Source organism: Mesorhizobium sp. USDA 3734 (genome assembly GCF_056279665.1).
Window position 1 is genome coordinate 927217 of record NZ_JBWCCW010000001.1, and the last position, 19955, is coordinate 947171.

Below are 19955 nucleotides of genomic sequence, written 5' to 3' on the forward strand. Positions count from 1 at the left end.
GCCGCGGCGACCTCCACTGGGACGAGTTTCGGAATGGAGGGCCCGGGGGATTCCTTGCGCCACCGAAATCACTGGCTCACATAGATACCGGCCGACCGCGTGACCTCGGAAACACTGCCCCCCAGACTCAAACGTCGCCGCGACCACACGCTCCTTCTCCTCGCGAGACCAACACCGACGTCGCTCGGCCAACGTGACCACCTCAATCTGATGTTTCGTCATAGGGCTAGTCGTGGTGCTTGCACTAGGACTTGCAGCCTTCAGCCTACCTCAGCAACCGCAGGGATACCGTGCAAGCACGAAGCGTGGAGTTTGTCGGGCCATGTCTTTGGTCGCATCCGCGACTCTGCGCGGTTGGGGTGCCGAACTCCCAACGATAACGGCTTCGTCCATTGATCCCTCGTGACGGACGTCAGGCAGCCAGCTTTCCGGCCGCTAGTTTCGTGAGGTAGGACGCTGGGAGCAAGGTGTCGTCGCATGTACTTGCCGCAAGTTGCTTGAGGCGCGCTGCGATTTCCGCGTAGCCGCGCCTAGCCGCATAGAACATCGGACCGCCGCAATGACGCGGGAAATTGTAGCCATGCACCCAGATCACGTCGATGTCGCCAGGCTTGGTGGCAATGCCTTCGTCCACAATACGTGCAGCCTCGTTGATCATGGGGAGAAGCAGGCGATCGAGGATCTCATCGCGATCGATTTTCCGTCGCTTGATCCCCATTCCGGCGGCCACGCTTTCGATGATCTGGACGGCCATCGGGTCCGCCGAAGGCGTTCTCCCATCCGATCCGTAACGATAGTAACCGCTGCCCGTCTTCTGTCCGAGCCGGCCGGCTTCCACCAATGCATCGGCTGCGGGAGCCGAGCGTCCCGTGGCTATGCGCATTCGCCAGCTGATGTCGAGGCCGGCCAGATCGCTCATGGCGCACGGACCCAGCTTGAAGCCGAACCCGGTAAGCACAGCATCGATCTCCTCGGGCTTTGCGCCTTCAAGTAGCAATCTGTCGACCTGCTCGCTACGACGCGCTAGCATACGGTTGCCCACAAAGCCGTGGCAATTGCCGACAATGACCGGAAGCTTGCCGATCTTCCTAGCCGCGGCCGCCACCGTCGCCAACGTTTGCCACGACGTCTTCGCGCCCCGTACGACTTCGACCAGCTTCATGACATTTGCCGGACTGAAGAAATGCATTCCGACGACTCGCGACGCGTCCTCGACCACCTCGGCGAGGCGATCAATATCGAGATACGATGTATTGGTGGCCATGATCGCCTCCTGTCGCGTCACAGCAGCCAAGCCCTTGAAGATCTCCCGCTTGACATTGATGTCTTCGAACGCGGCCTCGACGACGAGTTCTACATCGTGAAGCGATCCGAGGTCCTGCGCTGGAACGATGCGCGCCATGATCTCGTCGCGAATGACAGGACTGAGCGACCCCTTCGCAACTGAACGGTTATAGGAGCCAAGGATCCGCGAAACTGCCTGCTGCGCAGCCTCAGCCGTCGTTTCCTTGAGCACGACGGAAATGCCACTGGCCGCGAACGCCATGGCGATCCCGCACCCCATAGTGCCGCCCCCTATCACCCCCACCTTCTGGATATCGGAAGGTACGACCAGACCTGCGGCTTCGGGCAAGCTGGACGCCTGTCTGTCCGCAAAGAACATGTGACGCAGTGCGCGCGACCGGTCGTCGACCATAAGGGCTTCAAAGTGAGACCGCTCGACCTTTAATCCAGTGTCGAAATCTGCCGAAAAACTGGCCCTGACGCTATCGATGAGCGCCTCGATCTGCGGCTCACCGGATCGCGACTTCACCAGCTTTGCGGCGGCCGCGTCGAAAGCCTCGGCGGCTTCGGCGTTCACCACGAGGTCGCGGATTCGTCTCCGATTTCCTCGTGCGAGTTCGAGGGCGCGCGTAGCGGCGGCATTGAGCAGTGCGTCGACATGCACGCATTCATCCGCCAGCCCGCATTTCAAGGCACTGTCCGCCTCCCGAGGCTTCCCGTCAGCCATGAACGCAAGCGCTTCGACCGGCCCGATCAGGCGGGGCAGGCGTTGCGTGCCTCCCGCTCCCGGCAGCAGGCCCAAATTCGTTTCGGGCAGTCCCAGGCGCGCCGCCTGGGTTACGACGCGTTGATCGCAGGCAAGGGCAAGTTCAAGGCCGCCGCCAAGCGCCGCTCCGTCGATCGCCGCGACGACAGGTTTGCTGCCTTCTTCAACGATGGCGATCACGTCGCGGAGTGTCGGAGCAAGCTGCGCTTTGCCCAGATCCTTTATGTCGGCGCCGGCGCTGAAAATCTGGGATCGAGAAGCGAGCACGATCGCCTCTATGGAATGGTCTTTGAGGGCCTGAGCCAAGGCATCGGCCAGTTCCTTTCGCACCTCGAAGCCAAGCGCATTCACCGGTGGATTGTTTATCCGAATAATGGCTACACCCGCCCGCTCTTCAAATTCGACGACAGCCATCCAATCCTCCTTTGCCAAAAGTCCAACCTTTGTCCTTGGCCGCGAAGCATGTCGCGGTCGCTCGCAAGTCGTTTGAAATGCCGGATACCTTGTCGCCATTCGAACGTCGCTCTAGTGACGCGCCATAAGTCACGTCACACTCGGCGTCTGTAACCCTGAAAAACCCGCGAATGTAATCTCGTCCTAGACGTCGAGAACTGTGGCGTCATTTCTCGACCAGCCGATATCGACCAGGTCACCCTTGGCGAATAGCTCAATCTTCGAGGTGGCGGCGACTCGGGCCTTAACAGCGTGTGTTGTGCCCGCAATTTCGAGCCCATAGCGTATGCTGCCGGGTGTATAGACGACGCTTGTTACGACTGCGCGATAGGCATTGTCCAACGCCTTTGCAGCCGATCCGACCGTTACTCGTTCCGGTCGAACGCTTATGAGCCTTGCGTTGTCCGTGGAGTGGGCGGCTTGTATCGATATCCCAAGGTCCGGGCCTAACTCCGCCCTTACCATCCCGTCTTCAACCTTACGGATAGATTGGGCCGTCAGGACCGACGTTTCTCCAAGGAACTCGGCGATAAAGCGGCTGTTGGGATTTTCATAAAGGTAGCGAGCCTCCCCGACCTGAGCGACCCTGCCATCGCGCATGATAGCAATCCGATCGCCGAGAAATGCCGCTTCCTGCTGGTCATGCGTCACATAGATCACCGTCGTACCGAGCTCTTCCTGGAAGCGCTTGATTTCTTCCTGCATCTCATCCCGCAAATTCTTGTCCAGGGCGCCCAGCGGCTCGTCCATCAGAAGCAACGTTGGCTGATAGATGGAGGCCCTCGCCAGAGCCACGCGCTGTTGCTGGCCGCCGGAAAGTTGGGCCGGCAAGCGCGAACCGAGGCTCTCAAGGCGCACCATCGCCATGGCGCGCTCCACGCGTGACCGCATCTCTGCTTTGGTGACGCCTCTTACCTTCAGAGGATAGGCGATGTTCGCTGCGACAGTCAGATGGGGGAACAAGGCGTAGTTCTGGAACACCATTCCAATGCCACGTTGGTAGATGGCTTTCTCGACCAGATCGGTGTCGTCGACAAGAATCTGGCCGTTGCTGGGTTTGATATACCCCGCGATCATCCCGAGAAGCGTCGATTTTCCCGATCCGCTTGGACCGATAATGCAGAAAAACTCGCCACTCGCGATTTTAATGGATGTGGGGTGTAAGGCGGTGTGTCGTCCGTAGTTCTTTTCAAGACCGATCAAGGAGACCGCTGCGCCCCTGCTGCCTTTGAGAGTGTCAATGCCGGAAGTCATGTCTATACTCACTGTTTTTCTTCAAGCATCTTCGGGCGAAGCAGCCTGTTGATGATAATCAGCATAACGACTGCAAATAAAATCAGAATCGTCGCGCCAGCCGCTAACTCTGGAGTGACCTGATATCGGAGTTGCTCCCATAGTTGCAGGGGTAGCGTCCTAGTGCTGGGTCTGCTTAGAAACATTGCCAACACAAGTTCATCCAGGGAGGTGGCAAACGCGAATATAAATCCCGACAGTAGAGCTGGGGCAATCATGGGAAGTGTAACCCACCGGAATGTCTGTAGTGGATTTGCACCAAGCACCATTGACGCCACCTCGAGACGATCGGAGTAGCCTCGGAGAGCGCCGGATACTGTTATGAATGGATAGGGCACGCCAATCACAGCATGAGCTGCGATGACTGCATACAGCGTACCGGTGAGAGATAACGAGGTGGATATCGGGAACAAGCCAATCGCTAGAATGATTGGGGGCAGAATGGCAGGTGCTATGGCCAGAACGGTAATTATCGCGCGGCCAGGTGAGCGCCCATAGCGCACCGTACCGATTGCAGCAAAAGTCCCGACGAGCGTGGCGATGGTGGCGGCTGAAACGCCAATGATCATGCTGTTTACAATAGAGTCGTGATATTTGTAATTCGTCAGAAATAACTGGTACCATTTGATAGAAAAAGATGAGGGCGGGAAGGAAATATAGGATCTGGCGTCGAAGGATAATAAAATAACGGTGACAATCGGAAAGGACATGGCGATGAGCGCTGCCCATACAGCCGATCGCAGAAGATTGTATCCCGCTGTCCAGGCCACTTGACTCTGATTCATCAGGATTGTCCTTCGACCCGTTGACCGACCGCCCGGCTCGCCAACCTCTGAGCGAATTTCAAAAGCACGAAAACGAGTGCGGTAAATCCGAGCAGTACGAACGCCAACGCCGAAGCCAGTGGCCAATTCAGCAACCGGTTTGCTTGATCGCTAATCAGGATCGACATCACGACGCTGCTACCGCCGAGCAAGGACGGGGTGACAAAGAAACCGAGAGACATCACGAAAACAACCGTGGAGGCCACAGCAACGCCCGGCAACGACAGAGGCAGCGTAACGACGAGAAATTGGCGGATTGGGTTGGCGCCTAGCACCGCAGCGGCGTGCTTCAGGTTCACATCAATTGTACGAAGTCCATTGAGAATTGGCATGATCGCAAATGGCAGCATGATGTAGACCATCGCGATTATGAGGCCGATGCCGTTGTCGAGAAATCGTATCGGTTCCGATATCGCACCCAGCGAGACGAGAGAAAGGTTCACGGGCCCGTTCCGCCCGAGGATAAGCATCCAGGCGAAAGACTTAATCACGGCGCTTGTCCAGAAGGGGAGCAATACGAGAAATATCCCGATCCCTAACGCTTTGCGCGACATTTGCGAAAGCAGCAAGGCGCACGGATACCCAATTAAAATCGACAGCAGCGTCGTTATGAAGGCGGTGTAAAACGTGTTGTAAATTACAACTCTGATGCCGGGGTTTGATATGACCTTGAAGTATTCACCATACCAACCGTCCGGGCCGTTAAAACTGTAGTATGCCACTATGGCCAGCGGCGCAAAAAAAAATGGAGCAAAAAGCAGCCAAAACGGCGCATACAAATATGAACTAGGTTTCACAATATTATGCATAACATTAAGCAAGTAACTCTGGCGGTTGTTCGCTGGATTCGCGAATGGATTGTGACATGAGACCGGGTTTTGGCGCAGGAGTATCAGATATGCTCGGATGCCAACCCGCATTCAACACAATCTATCAAGCGAAAAGAATGTTGGAAAATGAGAAATTCGACGTTGTCCATGAGCAAATGTTCCTCTTAGTCGGGCGGTCTGCCCGACTCTTCGCGCCGTGTCCAGCCAGAGATTTACGGGTCTGCTGTCGGGCAATGCAGGGGTAACTCGCGAACGGACTTAGGATAATTGGGTCTCTCCATTGCTGGATCTGAAACTGACGCGGCGGCGTCCCGCCGGTTTTTGGAGCGCGGCCACTCGTCACGCAGGCAAAGCGGGTCAAAACATTGCGTTATACTTCCAGAGGCCGTTCTCATTTGCCAAGCAGACCACGTGCTGGCAATCAAGAAAAAGACATCAAGAAATCGCTAGTAGCGCGTCAGGTTAGTGCTCCATGGCAATGGTATGGGTTTTGCAGGTTGGAACGCCGTGGATCTCGTGGTTCGCCCGCGTGGCGGCGGGTGCGCTGACGTATGTGCGGCTATGCGTGCGGGTTCTCTCTGCGATGATAGGTGCAGGAACGGAGACTGCGTGGCGCCGGCAGCATGGCTCCGGCGTGGCTGCCGGTGAGGCACTTTTCTGCAAGGCGTTCGCCGATGGAGCCTTCAGTTCGAGCTGTGGCGCTGCCTCAGGACGTGGATCGAATTCCCGCCAGAATTGGCAGCCATTGCTGCCTTTGGGAGCATATGTGACCGCAGTTGCTCGCACGAGCGGCGGCGCCCAGGACTTGCGGGCGACAGGTCGTCAATGCAGGCAATGTCCCCATTTGCCGGCGCATGGCAGCCGCCCGAGACAATTATCGTAGATACTGACTGCCTAGATTGCCTCGCTGTCGCACCATCGGGTGCGAACGAGATCATTGGTATGGAAGAAGGAGAGTAAGATGGGGCATGGATCGGCCAAGGCGCGTGTTCAGGAATGGCTCGACGCATTAAACTGTACTCTCACGTCAGGAGACACAAAGGCCGCCTCCGAGTTGTTTGGGGATGAATGCTACTGGCGAGATTTTCTGGCCTTCACCTGGAACATAAAGACCATGGAAGGTCGGGCTGCCATCGTCGCGATGCTCGACGCTACGCTGAACCATACCAAGCCTGGAAACTGGACCGTAGAAGGTGAGCCTGCCGAGGATGCCGGCACAATTCAGGGTTGGTTCAAATTTGAAACCGGGGTTGGCTGGGGAAAGGGCATCGTTCGTCTCAGGAACGGACTTTGCTGGACCCTCCTGACGACCATAGAGGACCTGAAAGGCTTCGAGGAAAAGAAACGCACCACCCGGCCGTTTGGAACTGTTCATGAGGCAGTTTCGAATCGACTGACCTGGGGTGAGGCGCGTGCCAGAGAGCTCAAGGAACTTGGGCATCAGGAGCAGCCCTATTGCCTGATAATCGGCGGAGGCCAGGGCGGCATAATGCTTGGCGCCCGTTTGCGGCATCTAGGCGTGCCTACGCTCGTCATTGACGAGAACAAACGCATCGGCGACTCGTGGCGATTGCGATACAGGTCGCTTGTTCTCCACGACCCCGTTTGGCACAACCATTTCCCATATATCCCCTTTCCCGAGACCTGGCCGATCTACACCCCGAAAGACAAAATGGGCGACTGGCTGGAAGCGTACGCTCTGGCGATGGAACTGACCTGTTGGACTGAAACCCGTTGTGTGTCGGCATCGTTCGATGATGCGACTGCGACATGGCGCGTCAAGTTGGATCGCGCGGGCGAGGTCGTGGAGTTGACTCCCAAGCAACTGGTATTCGCAACCGGGTCCTATGGTCCCGCTCGTCAACCAGATCTGCCCGGCCTGGAAGTGTTTCAGGGGGATGTCATTCACTCAACCCGGTACGATAGTCCTGAAGGATTTGCAGGCAAGAAGGTTGCCATAATCGGCGCAGCCGGCTCCGCGCATGACATTGCCCTGGACCTTTGGGAGGAGGGGGCGGATGTTACCATGATCCAGAGGTCGCCGATCTCCGTGGTACGTGCATCGACCATCAGGAGCACTGGGTTCGGCTCTTATTCGGAGGAGGGAGCGGCGGCCGGAATTACCACCGAGCAGTCCGATATGTTGGCCGCGTCCGTGCCATTTGCTATCATCACCGAGTTGCAAAAAGCGGCGACCGCACAAATTCGGGAGCGTGACGCCGAATTCTACCAAAAACTTGAAAAGTCGGGAATGCTCGTCGATTTCGGGCCAGATGAAACCGGACTGCTGATGAAGGCAATCCGTACTGGAGCCGGATACTACATAGACGTCGGCGCCTCCGATCTTATCATTGATGGCAAGGTCAAAGTGTACAACCAGTCGCCGATCAAGGCGCTCAACAAAACCGGTATCCTGTTCGAGAACGGCGATCACCTGGAGGTGGACGCAATCGTCGTATGCACGGGGTACCACAACATGAGCGAAACCATAGCCGCGACAATCTCGCGCGAAATGGCAGACAAGGTCGGCGATGTCCGCGGCTTGGGTTCGAATGTGAAGGGTGATCCTGGTCCGTGGCTCGGCGAGCCACGCAATCTCTGGAAGCCGACGGCGCATGAGTCCCTGTGGCTTCACGGTGGCAGTCTACAAATGTCCAGGTTCTACTCGAAGTACGTCGCAAGACAGATCAAAGCCAGGATGGAGGGTATTCCGACGCCGGTGTACGGGCGTCCCGAACCCGGGAGCTTGAAAACCTAGTATAGCTTTTCAAGGAATTGGCCGGGGTCTGTAAAGCACATCGAAAACGTAGCTGTCCGGCCACTAGGAGCAATCGAATTGAATGTCTTGATGGCGCTGTCGATGAGGCCGCGCCTGTGCAGGACGATAGGCCACTAATTTGGAGAATTCGCTTTCAGCGCGTGTCGCATGTTCTCCATATCGAATTGTTCACGAGAAAGAACACCCACCGCTTTTCGGACAAGGCCCGTCAGTTGCTCCACCGACCTTGGTCGAGCGACGCCCTTTGGATAAATGATTGCAACCGAGTACTCGACTGTCGGAACTATCTTCTTCACCACGATTGACTTGGTTGCGATGCCGAACGCCGTAAAGGGTTCTAGTATAGCAATTCCGTGCCCCAAAGACGCCAGCGTACACAATGTTTCGGAGGCGCTGGCCTCGCAGACCACATGCGGAGTCCCCCCGACACTTTGAAGCGCACCGGAAAAGCGGCGCCAAATTGTGCTTCGCATGCCGAGCGAGAGAAGGGGAACCTCTCCCAGATCCTCCACAGAGATCTGGTCCTTCGCTGCGAGGGGATGGCTTGCCGGCACAACCGCGACCGCCTGCATGATGGGAAGTTGTTCTATATCCACGCCATGTTGTTCACCCTCGACATGGCAAAGACCTATGTCACTTCGCCTGTGAGCAACGTTCTCTACAATCGCCTGAGAGGTCGAGTTCTCCAGCGTCACATTAGCTTGGGGAAACCTCAACGCATATTCGGTTATCAGAAAGGGTAGAAACCGCGTCATAGGCGCCATGATGGTTGAGATTCGCACTGCCCCCATCTCAGCGCTGCGTATGGCAGCGGCGGCCTGCTCGATCCTATCGAGCCCACCGAATTGCGCTTCGATTTCCCGTATCAGTATGTCGGCCTCGGCGGTGGGGCGTATTGCGTTGCCCTTCCGGGAAAACAAAGTGAAATTTAAGTTCCCTTCCAAGTCGCGGATCGATCGACTTACGCCAGGTTGAGTTAACCCCAACGCTTGAGCGCCTCCTGACATCGAACCTGAGCGCATCACCGCGCGAAAGGTCTCGATCTGGCGAAATGTCACCTTACGCACCGTGCTGCTCCCACTAATTTGTCAGCAGATAAAGGCTATCCCTTTTTTCGCCGTTATCGCTCGCGTCACGCATAGTCTGCTGAAACCAATCGATTCAACAAGACCCTGGGACAAATTGCCCGATCCGACGACCACGTCCTAGCCGGCGTTACGCCTGTCGCCGCCGAATACCGTTCGGTAGCTTGTAGGCTTTATAAGCACGCCAGTCATCGACTTGGCGGCCGCTCGAGCTTGGGCCGACATATCAGCAGGATGTGAGTCCACTTCGATACCGTCGGGCGCCCGGTGGGGGGCAGTCGCATGTGTTCGGAGTCCCGCCATACCCGGCAATGCGCGCCTACTTGTGATGAACGTTCTAGAGGGGGGCTCTACCACATTGGCCCAGACCTCCGTGCGGAGCCCTCGCTGGAAAGGAGCAAGAGGCGCTCGTGAGAATTGCAGCGTAGTCTCTTGGAACTGGAAGATGACGAGCCGCTCATACAGCCGGATTGAGGCCAAACAAACGCGGTTCTACAGTCCCGCGACGCTTTTTGACTCAAGAAACTCCTCGATCCCGAAAATACCGCCTTCCCTAGCGCGCCCCGACCACTTTGTACCGCCAAAAAACGATCCCGGCGCTCGCCGGATCCCATTCATAACGACCATCCCGGATTTAAGCCGACGCGCCACGCGATTGAGTTTGTCCTTGTCCTGACTTTGTACATAATTGGTTAGGCCGTAGACGGTGTCGTTGGCAATCGAGATCGCCTGCTCCTCAGTATCGAAAGGGATAATCGACAACACCGGGCCAAAGATCTCCTCCCTTGCGATGGTCATGTCGCAATCAACATCCGCAAACACAGTCGGTCGAACAAAGTAGCCACGACTCATTCCGCTCGGCATGCCGAGCCCCCCTGAAACCAGACGAGCCCCCTCATCGAGACCTGTTTGGATGTATTTTTGAACTCTGTCGAACTGAGCTCTTGATGCCAATGGTCCGATGTGGGCGCCGGCTTTGTGGGCGGAATCAACGGCGACAGAGTTCGCAACCTCCCCAGCGCGTTCAACAGCGCGCTCGTAGATGGAACGCTGGACAAGCATGCGGGTCGGGGCGTCGCAGCTTTGTCCTGTATTGGAAAAACATTGCAGCGTCCCACGCTTCACCGCCGCTTCATCCGCATCGGCGAATACAATGTTTGCACCCTTGCCGCCGAGTTCAAGAACAACACGCTTCAACGTGTCGGAAGCGGTTTTGGAAATTGCAATTCCGGCTCGGGTGGAGCCGGTGAAGCTGATCATGTCCACGTCAGGATGGGCGCACAGGTGAGCACCGGCGCCTGAACCATCACCATTAATGAGGTTAAAAACACCCGGCGGTATACCGGCATTATTCAGGATCTCCGCAAACAGCGTTGATGATACCGGAGCAATTTCCGAAGGCTTCAGTACGACTGTACACCCTGCGAGCAATGCGGGAATGACCTTGAGGCTGACCTGGTTCATCGGCCAGTTCCATGGCGTGATCAAACCGACAACGCCGATGGGCTCCATTATGATTATGTCGTCGTGATCACGAGAAACCTTTCTCTCGAACTCAAAGCTCTTAAAGGCATTTATGAAATTCGTTATGTGATAGGTGCCCGCTGCGACTTGGCGACCTAACGCCCAATCTGCGGGCGCCCCCATCTCCATGCTGATAGCTGCGGCCAGATCCGCAGCCCGCGCTTTGTAGCCTTCCAGCACTGCCTCAACGAGCTTCAAGCGATCTCCAGCGGTCGTTAGGGACCATGGAGCAAGTGCCCCCTTCGCATTCGCTACCGCTCGATCAACATCATTGTCGCTGCCAAGCGTTATTGTCGCGAACGGTTCATCCGTTGACGGGTCGAACACGTCCTGCTCGATGCCCTGCAGCGGATCAACCCAATGACCACCTATATAGAAACGCCGTTTGTCCAACATATCATCGCCCACGTCAAATGCATCCAGCCAACAGGAGGCCGCCCCGTATCAATGAAGCGCTTATTATTTCTAAAATCACACCTAATCGATATATTTTTCTTCATAAAAATTTGCAGAACGGTCTCCGAGAAAAAGTGTATATTTCAGCAACGGCGCCGCATGTATTTCAAATTCACATTATGCTATTTCCCGACTTCCCTGCGTTCGCGGCGCCGATTTGCGCGTTTTTTTACTGGAAACACGAGGGCAACGAATAGCGTTGAACTTGGCTCTCGAACCTGGGTTCGATACACTGCGTGCTTTTGCGATGTAAAATGAAAATACGCCTTGTAAGCATGCGAATATGTTATGGACGTGCCATATGCGGAATTCTCTGCGGTGACCTCCGCAAATCCTTCAATTCGTACGCGTCTGTCGCGCGAATAATCGCGCAGAGCGAATAATCGCGCAGAGCTTGCGTCGCTCCGAGTTTGCGAGGCGCAGGTGAGAGATTTTTGTGGCAAGTCGGAAGATCTCTGACTGGGACCTCCCGGCGCGAGGCGTGAATAACTTTATATTATGCGCCCCATCCGCTTATTCATTTAGCTGCGATTGTAAGAGCCGCTAAAGTTCACCAAGCAGCCTGCGCGCTCACAACAACAGCACGAGGCCGCTGTGTGAATGCGCTTTCCGGGGTGTCAGTTCCCAAGATCATTTCGGCGGCGGCAAATTGACGAGCAGTATTGCTGGTTGTGACAGTTTTCGATGACGTGGCGTCGAGCATGGACGCGGCTCTGGGAATTATGAGGGACCAAAGGTGATGAAGTCCGACGCTCACTCAGCCGTGAAAGATGAGGTGCAGGCCAGGCGCCGTCTCATTGACTGGTCGTCAAAACCTCCGCTTCAGGAAACGTCCATCATATCCGGACACCTGAAAAATTATGAACGCGTTTACGCCAAGACAATACAACAGCCACGGGACGAGAAAATAGAGCAGGCCCTCGACCGCTACCTCGCCGCCTACGATGCGATTGGGGCGGACCATGTCGTCGTGAAGGCGCGTGACTTGGAGACCACGTTTAACGTTAAGATATCCAATGCTGATGTCGCCGAGTTTTGCGCTCGTCATGGCAAGCGCTTCATTGGTTTCGCGGGGGTCGACCCGCACAAAGGTGAGCAGGCCGTACGTGAGCTGGAGCACGCTGTGGTGGAGCTGGGCCTGAGGGGCCTCAATCTCCAGTGTTTCGAACACAAGCTTGAGATCAACAATCCCCTCCTGTACCCGCTTTATGCGAAATGTGTGGAGCTTGATATCCCAGTCAATATTCATTGCGGGGTCAATTTCTCCACCCAGACTTCCATGTCCTACGGGCGTCCGTATCTGATCGACGATGTGATGATTGCCTTCCCGGGACTGCGTGTCTGTGCGGCCCCGCCAGGCTGGCCTTGGGTGCAGGAGCTTATCGCGGTTGCCATGAAGCATGCCAACCTGATGATAGGCCTCGTCTTCGTACGACCAAAATACTTAATCGTCCCGGAGTCGGGGTACGGACCGCTGTTGCAGTACGGGAAGAAGATGTTGCGCGATCGAATCATCTTCGGTTCCGGCTATCCCACCTTGCCGCTCAATTCCGCATTGGCGGAGATCGACGAGTTGCCTCTCGACGACCATACGAAGGACCTTTGGCTCTATGGGAATGCGGCGCGTCTGTTGCGACTGTAGGAAAATGCGCTCCCTGGAAGCCATCGGAGCTTCGAACTTCATTCGGGGTTTGGTTTATAGGTCTCACGGACGGGAGAGATAAGATGCGGTTCAAAGACAAGGTTGCCATCGTAACCGGTGCAGCGTCGGGCGTCGGGCTTGCCATTGCAAAACGCCTCATTGCGGAGGGAGCTTTGGTTGCCGCCGCCGACACGAACGCTGATGGGTTGGCCCAGCTACAGCAGAGTTGTCCGCAGCAGGTGATGGCATTCCCGACTGAACTGCGCAATGAGAGCGAGGTCGAGGCGCTTGTGGCCGGTGCGTCAAAGCACTTCGGTAACCTCGGCGTGTGTTTTAATGCCGCTGGGCTGAGCCGAAGTGACTACATCTTGGATATGAACGAATCGGATTGGGATCTGACCAATGACGTATGCCTGAAAGGCGTGATGTTTTGCATGAAGCATCAGGCGCGGCAGTTCATCAGACAGAACAAGGGTGGTGCGATCGTCAATATCGCATCGATCTGTACCGACATGCCGATCTTTGGCGGTTCCTCCTACACGTCTTCGAAAGCCGGCGTGGAGATGCTCACAAAGAATGGCGCTCTTGAATTTGCGCAGTTTGGAATAAGGGTGAACGCGGTGTCGCCCGGGCTGGTAAGAACTGCCCTGACCGAGCGCTTTTTTGCCGACGAAAAGATCGTCAATGGCTATTTGGCGCGCATTCCTCTAGGGCGCGTCGCCGAGCCCGACGAGGTTGCCGGTCCTGCGCTTTATCTGGCTACTGATGACGCAAGATACATTTCTGGAGCCTCTCTCCTCGTCGACGGCGCCTGGTCAACAAGCGGTTATCCCGACATGCGCCCCTTCCGTCCGAAGTCCGCTTTCCTTGAGGGTCTAGCAATAGAAGCCATCACAGAAGGGACGCCACGGCTTCATGCTGCATTGGATGGTTCGCTGGCGTAACAATCTTGCGATTATTTAGGGGGCAAGATCATCAATGTTGCCGGCAAACCCGCGCACTAGCAGACGGTTCTTCCAGCTTGGCTAGAGCAACAAATTCAGGAGAGCACCCATTCTGAACTTCTCACTCAGCGACGAGCAGCGCATGATCCGCGACTCGGTCCGTGCCTTCATTCGCAAGGAAATCATGCCCCTTGAGGCACAGGTTCTGCGCAACGAACGTGAGGGACGGCCAGCGCTTGAACCCGGCCAATTACGTGAACTGCAAGATAAGGGAAGGAGTTCAGGCTTCTGGGGAATTGTCACGCCCGAGGAATACGGTGGTGCCAATCTCGGTGCAGTGATCAACGCAATCGTCACTATGGAAGTCAGTCGTACGTTCGTGCCCTTCACGTTCGGCGGATGGGCTGACAACATTCTGTTTGCCTGTAACGAGGAGCAGAAGCACGAGTATTTGATCCCTACCCTGAACGGCGACCGGGTGAGCTGCTTTGCCCTCACGGAACCGAGTGCTGGCTCGGACGCGAGCCAGATCCGCACGCGCGCCGTGCGCGATGGCAACGAATGGATAGTCAACGGCGAGAAGATCTTCATTACGTCGGGGCACGAGGCCGATTTCACGATGATGTTCGCGGTTACCGATCCCGGGAAAGGCGCCAACGGTGGCATTACCTGTTTCCTCGTCGATCGCTCGATGGGGTGGCGCTCCGAACTTATCCAGACGATGGGCGCGCCCGGCCCGGCCTGGCCGGCATCGCTCGTGTTTGAGGATGTGCGCGTACCGCATCGCAACATCTTGGGTGAAGAGGGGCGGGGTTTCGAGCTCGCAATGTCCTGGATCGGCGACGGCCGGTACGTAATCCCTGCCTCCGCCATCGGCGCGTCCGAGCGTTTGCTGGAGATGGCGATTGAGCATGCGAAGAACCGTGTCTCGATGGGGCATCCGATTGCAGACTACCAAGCCATTCAGTGGCAAATCGCCGACTCTCATGTCGAGATCGAGGCGCTCAAATATCTTACGCTCTTCGCAGCGTGGCAGGTGGAGAACGGCAAGGATGCCCGCCATGCAGTAGCTATCGCGAAACTTACCGGTGCGATCACCGCCAATGAGGTGGTTGATCGCGTGATGCAGATCCACGGCGGTATGGGCTATAGCCGGGAATTGCCTATTGAGCGCTGGTACCGCGAACTGCGCCTCTTCCGCATCTACGAAGGCACCGATGAGATCCAGCGTCGCACCATCGCCCGCAATCTCATCAAAGGCCACGTCAAACTCGGCGAAATAGGAGGATGAACGGCCTCCGAGATTTGGTTCACGAAAAGCGGTCTTCCGTCAGCGTCGAGAGTGTCGAGCGGCTCTTCGCCCCCCGTTCGATAGCTCTCATTGGCGCGACGGATCGTTCGGGCTGGTCGTGGGAGACCTTCAACAACCTCGTTCCGGATCGCTTTGACGGCAAGGTATATCTGGTCAACTCGCGCGGCGGCATCGTCCATGGACAGACCGCTTTTGCCAGTGTCGCAGAACTGCCGGACGATATCGATCTCGCCTATGTTCTGGTGGGCACGAATGCCGTGCCCGATGTTCTGAAGCAGATGGCCGCCAAAGGCATCCGCCATGCCGTGATCCTGGCCGCCGGCTTCGGCGAAAGCGGGGAGGATGGTGCCCTGCACGAGCGCCTCCTCCTTGATATTGCAAAGGAACACGGCCTAACGATCCTAGGGCCAAACAGCAGTGGATTTGCCAACGTTACCGGTCGGGTTTCCCCGTTCGGACTTGCGATTGCACGGGAGCCTCAACCCGGCTCGATCGCCATGGTGCTGCAGAGCGGTGGAATTGCGTCAACCATCATGAACCTCGCCGCCGCTCGTAACGTCGGCCTGAGATTGCTCGTATCGATGGGCAACGAATTAACCACCTCGCTGACCGATGTCGTACGCTATCTGGTAAATGACAAGGACACCAAGGTGATCGGGGTATTCGTCGAGAGTATCCGCGACCCACAGGAATTCCGGCGAGTGGCCGCAGCGGCCTTTGTGGCCAAAAAGCCGATTGTGGCGATGAAGGTTGGGCGTAGTGCAGCGAGCGCCCGTGTTGCCAGCGCGCATTCAGGCGCGCTTGTAGGCAACGATCGTGTGATCGACGCTATTTTCGCACAACTAGGCGTGATCCGGGTCAACTCGCTCGAGGAACTTATCGTCACGGCCGAATTGCTTGCCACGGGGCCGATGCTGCATGGACGACGCTTCGCGCTTATATCAGACTCGGGCGGGTGCAATGAGATCATCGCCGATTGTGGCGAGGCTTCTGGCATAGAGTTCCCGGAGTTTGCACCGGAGACCGAGGCGGCGCTGCGCGCGACGCTACCTCCACACGCAAGATATCGCAATCCCGTCGACGTTACTGGACTCACGGTCGTGGAACCCGACCTCGTCGGGCGCGCAATCGCAATAGCTGCGTCGGACGAAAACATCGATGGTGTGATAACCTGGAGCGATTTGCCCAGATACGCGGCCCGAGACGAGAGCGAGCACGCTGCGTTCGTCACGTACTACCGGCATCTGGCTGAGGCTATCACAAAGACAGGGAAGCCCGTCATTGTGCTCGGCACTACTTTCACTGACATTACGGAAGCTGGCATGCAAGTCGCGCGAGAAACCGGATACCCAAACGGGCTCGGCGGTATCCATCACGGTGTTATCGCTCTTGGACATGCGGTTCGGTGGCATGAGTGGCAGCAGGCAAGAACGTTGCGTCCGGTCGAGCACTCGGTTTTGACGCCGATCGAAATTGGTGGTCGGTCCGTCGAGAACTTTGGGGAACACCGCGCCTCCGAATTATTACGCGACTACGGAGTGCCCATGGTTCCTGCATCATACGTCAAGTCGGCGGATGACGCAGTCGTGGCAGCAGAACGTGTCGGCTACCCGGTGGTCGTGAAGCTCGCAGCCGATGAGGTTGAACACAAAAGCGACATCGGGGGCGTGAAGTTGAATCTCACTTATGCCGATGAGGTGCGCAGCGCCTTCGAGGCTGTTGTGGAAGCTGGACGGAAGATCGGAGCAACCGACCCTGCGGCGCTTGTTCAACCCCAGCGCTCCGGCGGGGTGGAATTGATTGTCGGCGTCGTGCGCGACCCGGACTGGGGTCTCGTGCTCGCAGTTGGACTTGGTGGCATTTGGGTCGAAGTCTTCAAGGACTCGGTGTTGTACCCACTGCCCTGCGACCGCATCCAAGTCCGTGAAGGACTAAATAGGCTTCGAGCCGCGGCCCTGCTGAAAGGCTTCAGGGGCGCTAAGCCCGCGGACCTGGGCGCAATCACAGATGCCGTAATGCGTATCGCCGAGGTCGCCCAGCGTTTGGGCGATCGCCTGGACTCCCTCGAGATCAACCCGTTGCTTGTTCGAGGCGACGAAATTGAGGCCTTGGATGCACTGATCACTTGGAGATCGGAATGACCCAAGGCCCTGCCACGATAGGCCCTCAGCGCCAGCTCCTCCGCCGTTCGCGCAGAAATAACGATCAAGCAATGCCATCAACGTGTTGAATTACGCGCGACCCGTAACTTCTTCCAGCCAGCCAACTCGCAATTGGGGAACGGCATTGAAGAGCTGTTCACAATATGGATGGGAAGGGGAAGAAAAAACCTGTGACATCGATCCGCAGGCGATGATACGGCCCTTCTGCAAGACGGCCACACGGTCGGCGATCTCGGCCACCGTCGCGATGTCATGGCTGATGAACAGATAGGCGACGTTGAATTCCCGACGAAGTTCGCGCATCAGATCCATAATCTGATTTGCAACCAATGGATCCAAAGAGGCCAGCGCTTCGTCGCACAGAACGAGCTTCGGCTTTGCAGCGAAAGCGCGAGCCAGGCAGACGCGCTGCCGCTGACCACCAGACAACTCGCTCGGATATCTCGAAGCGAAGCTCGCGGGTAGCTTCACCATGTCAAGCAGCTCAGATATGCGCTTGACGCGGTCGGTGCCTCTCAATCCCAAATAAAACGTCAGTGGGCGACCTATCGCGTCTCCGACCGTGTGACGTGGATGAAGCGACAGCTCGGAACTTTGGAACACCACCTGTATATCTTTCAACGCATCAATCGGTCGGGAGCCTGCTCTCGACGCCAATTCCTGGCCTTCGAGCCAGACTTTCCCGCCGACCTGCGGGTGAAGTCCTGCAATAACTCGTGCGAGTGTGCTCTTGCCAGAGCCGGACTCCCCAACCAGTGCAAGCACTTCGTTACGACAAACTTCAAGGCTGACACCATCCAGTATCCGGGGGACCTTTTTTTTGAAGAGGGCTGGTGGTGCGGCATATTCGGCGACGATGTTCTCGGCGGTGACCAGAGGCAAATGCCCGGTTGCTCGCTCGACCGGTACTTTATCGGCTTCGAGGAAGGGGACTTCCTTCACTGCCGCAAGGAGCTTCCGGGTATAGTCTTGTTTTGGTGCATTGATGATGTCGCTGACCGAACCGTGCTCCACGATCTGTCCATCCTTTAGGACAACAATGCGGTCGGCAATTTGACTTACTACAGCCAAGTCATGGCTGACATAGATCACTGCGCAACGATGCTTCCTTACGAGGTTCTTGATTAGCCACAGGACCTCGATCTGGGTTGTTACGTCGAGCGCGGTAGTCGGCTCGTCGCACACCAGAAGCTTTGGCTGGCATGCCATGGCCATAGCGATCATCACACGCTGCTGCTGCCCACCGCTCAACTGATGGGGATATCGGTTGATAATCTCTTCGGGGAAAGGCAACCCAAGCGAGCCGAGCAAAGCGGGAACTTGCTTACGCCAGTTTAGAGCCTTGCCGTGGAGGTGGAGAACCTCTCTTATCTGCTTGCCAATTGTAATCGCGGGATTGAGCGCCGATTGGGCGCTCTGCGCTATATATGCGACCTGCTCACCACGAACCTTTCGAAGATCACTCGCTCGCAACCTCTCCAAATTCAAGCCGTTCAGGCGGATCTCACCTCCGATAATACGAGTGCCAGCGCGCGCATAGCCCATGCTTGACAACGCGGCAGTAGTTTTGCCGGCTCCAGATTCCCCGATCAAGGCAACCACCTCTCCCGGTTTCACGGAGAACGAAATTTGGTGAACCGTGCGAATTTTGGCTTTGGAGGGCAACTTCGCTTCGACACTGAGGCCGGAAACATTTAGTAGGTCACTCAACTCTTCAGCTCCTCTGGAATCCGCTCGTCGGCACCGCTTGAAAGCCAATCCAGGACCAGGTTGACTCCAACAGAGAACAAACTGACGGCCAGCGCCGGTGCGATGCACGCGACAGCATTTCCGGACGTTAGACCGGACAAGTTCTCGCGGATCATGCTTCCCCAATCGGTGCTCGGGGGCTGCAAGCCCAGTCCCAAAAAGCTGAGGCTGCTGAGCAAAAGCACCGAATGAGTAACCCGAAGCCCGAATTCTGAGGCGAGCGGTTTAATCGACGACGGGAGAATGTCTGCGACGATAATTGTGTAAATAGGCTCGCCACGTGCTCGCGACACCGCCACGTAGTCGAGGACGCCGATTGCGAGACCCAGAGACCGACTAAAGCGAATGAAGCGGGGTGCGAGTACAACCACTATTGCCACGATCAACACCGACAAACTTGTTCCTACCGCAGACACGAGGATGAGCGCAAAAAGGAGCCCTGGAAAAGAAAGCATGGTGTCCGCCAGCCAAGTCGCGAAGACATCGAACAAGCCTCCGAGTTCCGCGGCTAGGAAACCGATCGCGCAACCGATAGCCGCAGCGCCGACCACGGCAACGACTGCGATGCCAAGAGAGTTGGTGGCTCCGCCTAACAGTCGGCCAAGCACATCCCTGCCAATTATGTCGGTACCCAACAAATGATCGAAAGAGGGGGGTAAGGATGGACGTCCCCTCGGCAACGAGATGTCGAAAAGGTGCATTACCAGGCCAGCAATGCACGCGAGGCAACAAACTGAGACGATTGCGATACCCAAGATTGCCCACCCGTCCAGGCGGACCAATAAGCGACGCACGCGCACACCGTCTGCGCCAGCTGCAGACATCTTAGCGGGTTGCCCGCCTTCACCTCGG

Annotated in this window: 13 protein-coding genes; 5 read left to right on the top strand and 8 right to left on the bottom strand. The window is 56.7% G+C overall.

All coding sequences use genetic code 11. From position 1 onward, the window contains the following. Window positions 1-412: 412 nt before the first annotated feature. The 4 genes from ACZ89F_RS04465 to ACZ89F_RS04480 form a co-directional block, all read right to left on the bottom strand. Window positions 413-2464, bottom strand: coding sequence for a 3-hydroxyacyl-CoA dehydrogenase NAD-binding domain-containing protein (locus tag ACZ89F_RS04465; RefSeq protein ID WP_476090579.1), 2052 nt, complete (start codon window positions 2462-2464; stop codon window positions 413-415). A 183-nt stretch (window positions 2465-2647) separates the two neighbouring features. Continuing rightward, window positions 2648-3757, bottom strand: a complete 1110-nt coding sequence (locus ACZ89F_RS04470) for an ABC transporter ATP-binding protein (protein ID WP_476090580.1) — start codon at window positions 3755-3757, stop codon at window positions 2648-2650. A gap of 8 nt (window positions 3758-3765) precedes the next feature. Then, on the bottom strand, window positions 3766-4581 hold the full coding sequence (locus ACZ89F_RS04475) for an ABC transporter permease (protein WP_476090581.1): 816 nt from the start codon (window positions 4579-4581) through the stop codon (window positions 3766-3768). After that, window positions 4581-5540 carry an ABC transporter permease gene (locus tag ACZ89F_RS04480; protein WP_476090582.1) on the bottom strand — a complete coding sequence of 320 codons (960 nt, stop codon included), beginning with the start codon at window positions 5538-5540 and terminating at the stop codon, window positions 4581-4583. The genes ACZ89F_RS04475 and ACZ89F_RS04480 overlap by 1 nt, the downstream gene beginning before the upstream one ends. A gap of 871 nt (window positions 5541-6411) precedes the next feature. Here ACZ89F_RS04480 and ACZ89F_RS04485 point away from each other — a divergent pair. Beyond that, window positions 6412-8208, top strand: coding sequence for an NAD(P)-binding domain-containing protein (locus tag ACZ89F_RS04485; RefSeq protein WP_476090583.1), 1797 nt, complete (start codon window positions 6412-6414; stop codon window positions 8206-8208). A gap of 134 nt (window positions 8209-8342) precedes the next feature. Here the strand turns inward: ACZ89F_RS04485 and ACZ89F_RS04490 are convergent, their stop codons facing one another. Beyond that, window positions 8343-9296: a LysR family transcriptional regulator gene (locus ACZ89F_RS04490; protein ID WP_476090584.1), complete on the bottom strand. Its 954-nt coding sequence runs from the start codon at window positions 9294-9296 to the stop codon at window positions 8343-8345. A gap of 510 nt (window positions 9297-9806) precedes the next feature. After that, window positions 9807-11234, bottom strand: coding sequence for an aldehyde dehydrogenase family protein (locus ACZ89F_RS04495; protein ID WP_476097206.1), 1428 nt, complete (start codon window positions 11232-11234; stop codon window positions 9807-9809). 799 nt (window positions 11235-12033) lie between these two features. Here ACZ89F_RS04495 and ACZ89F_RS04500 point away from each other — a divergent pair. The 4 genes from ACZ89F_RS04500 to ACZ89F_RS04515 all read left to right on the top strand — a co-directional run bounded on the left by ACZ89F_RS04500 (window position 12034) and on the right by ACZ89F_RS04515 (window position 17333). After that, window positions 12034-12936, top strand: coding sequence for an amidohydrolase family protein (locus ACZ89F_RS04500; protein ID WP_476090585.1), 903 nt, complete (start codon window positions 12034-12036; stop codon window positions 12934-12936). An 83-nt stretch (window positions 12937-13019) separates the two neighbouring features. Continuing rightward, window positions 13020-13880: an SDR family NAD(P)-dependent oxidoreductase gene (locus tag ACZ89F_RS04505; protein ID WP_476090586.1), complete on the top strand. Its 861-nt coding sequence runs from the start codon at window positions 13020-13022 to the stop codon at window positions 13878-13880. 112 nt (window positions 13881-13992) lie between these two features. Beyond that, window positions 13993-15171, top strand: coding sequence for an acyl-CoA dehydrogenase family protein (locus ACZ89F_RS04510; protein ID WP_476097207.1), 1179 nt, complete (start codon window positions 13993-13995; stop codon window positions 15169-15171). Next, complete coding sequence (locus tag ACZ89F_RS04515) at window positions 15168-17333, top strand: acetate--CoA ligase family protein (RefSeq protein ID WP_476090587.1); 2166 nt, start codon at window positions 15168-15170, stop codon at window positions 17331-17333. Before ACZ89F_RS04510 ends, ACZ89F_RS04515 begins: the two co-directional genes overlap by 4 nt. Before the next feature lie 90 nt (window positions 17334-17423). On the opposite strand, the gene nikE is transcribed toward ACZ89F_RS04515, so the two are convergent. Further along, window positions 17424-19064 carry a nickel ABC transporter ATP-binding protein NikE gene (nikE, locus tag ACZ89F_RS04520; protein ID WP_476090588.1) on the bottom strand — a complete coding sequence of 547 codons (1641 nt, stop codon included), beginning with the start codon at window positions 19062-19064 and terminating at the stop codon, window positions 17424-17426. Continuing rightward, window positions 19061-19738: an ABC transporter permease gene (locus ACZ89F_RS04525; RefSeq protein WP_476090589.1), complete on the bottom strand. Its 678-nt coding sequence runs from the start codon at window positions 19736-19738 to the stop codon at window positions 19061-19063. The genes nikE and ACZ89F_RS04525 overlap by 4 nt, the downstream gene beginning before the upstream one ends. Window positions 19739-19955 lie beyond the last annotated feature (217 nt).